This is a genomic window from Arthrobacter sp. 2YAF22_2, assembly GCF_052114645.1.
Lineage (GTDB): Bacteria > Actinomycetota > Actinomycetes > Actinomycetales > Micrococcaceae > Arthrobacter.
Map to the genome: position 1 here is coordinate 1 of NZ_JBFRFD010000452.1, position 3,026 is coordinate 3,026.

The 3,026-nt window shown below is 67.0% G+C and carries 3 protein-coding genes and 1 pseudogene; 2 read left to right on the forward strand and 2 right to left on the reverse strand.

Annotated elements, in window-relative coordinates; all coding sequences use genetic code 11:
- Window positions 1–989 (forward strand): DNA polymerase domain-containing protein (locus AB4Y86_RS15685; protein WP_441403114.1); only part of this gene is annotated, 989 nt, incomplete at its 5' end.
- On the opposite strand, the gene AB4Y86_RS15690 is transcribed toward AB4Y86_RS15685, so the two are convergent.
- Window positions 941–1,996 (reverse strand): amidohydrolase family protein, encoded by a 1,056-nt coding sequence (locus AB4Y86_RS15690; RefSeq protein WP_441403115.1) that lies wholly within the window; start codon window positions 1,994–1,996, stop codon window positions 941–943. The two genes, AB4Y86_RS15685 and AB4Y86_RS15690, sit on opposite strands and share 49 nt — an antisense overlap.
- 186 nt (window positions 1,997–2,182) lie before the next feature.
- The gene (locus AB4Y86_RS15695) at window positions 2,183–2,686 is read right to left on the reverse strand and encodes a hypothetical protein (protein ID WP_441403116.1); all 504 of its coding nucleotides are present in this window, start codon (window positions 2,684–2,686) and stop codon (window positions 2,183–2,185) included.
- Window positions 2,687–2,858: 172 nt separating this feature from the next.
- Here AB4Y86_RS15695 and AB4Y86_RS15700 point away from each other — a divergent pair.
- Window positions 2,859–3,026, forward strand: a pseudogene (locus tag AB4Y86_RS15700) (PadR family transcriptional regulator); the annotation flags it as partial.

The window sequence follows — 3,026 nt, forward strand, 5'->3', positions numbered from 1 at the left end:
ACACGGTGACGCTGCACTACGCGTCGGGGTCTTCGGCAGAAGAGGCCGTGATCCGGGATGCCGCGGGCTTGGCCTGGGTGGTGAACCTGGGCTGCCTGGACCTCAATCCGCACCCGGTGCGCGCGGAGGACCTCGAACATCCCGACGAACTGCGGGTGGACCTCGACCCGATGCCGGGCGTCGACTGGTCGCAGATCGTCGATGTCGCCTATGTCGCGCGGGAGGTACTCGACGATGTAGGACTGGTGGGATGGCCCAAGACAAGCGGTTCGCGGGGACTGCACATCCTCGTGCGCATCGCACCCCGGTGGTCTTACCGCGATGTGCGGCTCGCGGCCGAGACCCTCGCCCGCGAGGTCGAGAAGCGCGCGCCGGGCCTTGCCACCGCGCGGTGGTGGAAAGAGGAACGCGGCGAGAGCGTGTTCGTAGACTTCAACCAAAATGCCAAGGACCGAACCGTTGCTTCGGCTTACTCGATCCGGGCCCTCCCCGACGCCCGGGTCTCGACGCCGCTCAGCTGGGACGAGGTCCGCTCCACCCGGCCCGAACAGTTCACGGTGCCCACTGTGCTTGAGCGCTTCGCAGACATCGGCGACCCCCACCGCGGGATCGACGGCGCGGCGGGCTCCCTCGACGGGCTCCTCGGCCTGGCCGCCGAGCTCGGTCCGGCCGAGAAGCCGCCGCGCGGCGGTGACAGCTCCGGCCGCCGGCGGTCGGTGATGCCGCTTATTGAGGTGGCACGCACCAAGACAAAACCCGAGGCGCTCGCAGGGCTCGAGGAATGGAAGACCCGGCACGCGGACGTCGTCCCGGACTTGCACCCCGCCGACATCCTTGTCGACGGAATGCGCGGATCGAGTTCGCTTTGGTACCGGGTGCGGGTGAACCTGCAGCACGTTCCCGAAAATATGCGGCCGCCGCAGGAGGAACTCATCGCTGACTACGACCCCTGGGCAGGCAGGGACTGGCCGGGCCGCCCGGCATCCTGAGAGGGTCCCGACACCCCCGGATGGGTCCCGACGCTCCCGCTTCTAGCCTTCATCCCGCGCCAGGGGGCAAAGAGTGCCAGGGCATTGCCTCGGTCTATCGCGTGGCGCATACCCGGGTCCAGGGGGTAATTCTCGTACTGCATGTTCAGGATATCGATGGCCGGTGCGGGCGCTAACGGAAGATCTGTCCCRTAGACGATGCGGCCGGGGTCCGCCACCTCCAGCAGGCTGGGCAGCGCCGCAGGGCTGGCGGACAGGGCGACGTCGTAGTAGAACCGCCGGAGGACGGACTGCTTTTTGTCGGCCAGTGCGGCCAGCGCGCCGACCGCGAGGTCCTTGTCGTTGAGTATCGCCAGCAGGATCCGGGAGGCGATGAACGGCACGAAGCCGCCCGCGTGGGCCAGGATGAACTTGATGCCCGGGTACTTTTCCACTGCGCCGGACAGGACCAGGCTGATAGCAGTGCGGGTGGTGTCAAGCATGAAATCTGCGGCAAACGTGGGGATACCCGGCACCGGCGGGGCGGGCAGTTCACCCGGGTGGATGAACACGACCGCACGGCGGCGGTGCAGGAACGCCAGCAGAGGTTCAAAGCCCGGATCGCCCAGGTAGCGGCCGTCGTTGTTGGCCAGCAACACGATCCCGTCCGCGTGCAGGGTGTCCAGGCCGTACCGGGCCTCCGCCAGGGCACCTTCCACGTCCGGCAGCGTCAGGGTCGCGACGAACCCGAACCGCTCCGGCCGGGCCGCCACCACCTCGGCGCTGTACTCGTTGACTTCCCGCGCCCGCTGCCGCGCCTCCGCCGCGTCTCCGAAGTACACGCCGGGTGTCGACAGCGAAAGGATGGCTGCCTGGACGCCGTGACGGTCCATGAACTTCAACGCCGAGCGCTCTGACCACGGCGGCAGGCCCAAGCCGTCTGGACGGATGCCCTTGTCAAGGATCCAGCGCGCATAGCCCGGCGGAACGATGTGCTGGTGGGTGTCAATGCGATACGGCCGGCTCATCTGGCTTCTTCTCCACGTGTTCATGCCGGCTTCAACGAAGCAGGAGAACGGCCAGCACCACCCACAACAGGACTGCCCCAATCATGACGCGTTCCACAACCCCCAGCCATGGCGTCCGCTGCCCCGCGGCGACCAGGGGGACAAACGAATTTGTCCAGACGCCGAACGTGAGGACGACGGCGAGAGTCAGGATCGAGTAGTAGCGAAAACCCTTGCCGAGGCAACGGACCCGAACCCTAGAATTGCGAGGTAGAGCAACGCGTCGACAGCGCCCAGGACAAGGTGCATGACATCGGTGATAGCCGCCGTGGCCGTCGGCGTGATCTCCGTCCGTGCCGTCATCGGGAACGGAAGCCACAGGGGTCCGAGCGCACCGTAAGCGATAAGCAGGCCGGCCGTCACCTTCAGGGAAGGCCTTCCCCGCGCTGGCTGCCAGACCCCGACGCCGAACGCGATAACGAGCGACTCATAGATGAAGCCCTCCACAATGAGCGGCGTCCGGGCCGGCGCCCCCAGGGAAGTTAGTTCGCTGATGGTTTGGGAGAAAGAGCTGGAGCCCTTGTAAAGCCCTGCTGCCAGCGCCTCGCTGGTGAGAGGCCAAAGCAGCGAAGAAACAACTCCGCAGACGAGAAGCGCCCTGCGTCCCCCAGACAGCCCTGGACGCCCGGCGCGTGGATCGGCGCTGGCCATATGGGCACGATGCGTCGGGCCAGGACATCAAGACAGTGCCGAAGGTCCCGGCCGCTGGGGGTATCTGGAGGGGCCCGCGTGACAGGCCGCCGCGCCGCCGCCCTCCCCTGTTGGGCCTGCGCATTTCGGATGTATCGTTGACTATCGTTCACGACTCGCAGAGGAGAGCATGATGCGTAATTCGTACCCGGCGGGCGGATTTGGCGGCCCCAACATCGACGGCATGTGGCAGGCCGTCGAGGAGTTCCGTTCCAGATTTGAGAAGCGCTCGGGCGCTCGCGCCGGTCGTGGCGAGGTGCGGTCGGCGATCCTGGCCCTGCTCGCGGAGCGGCCGATGCAC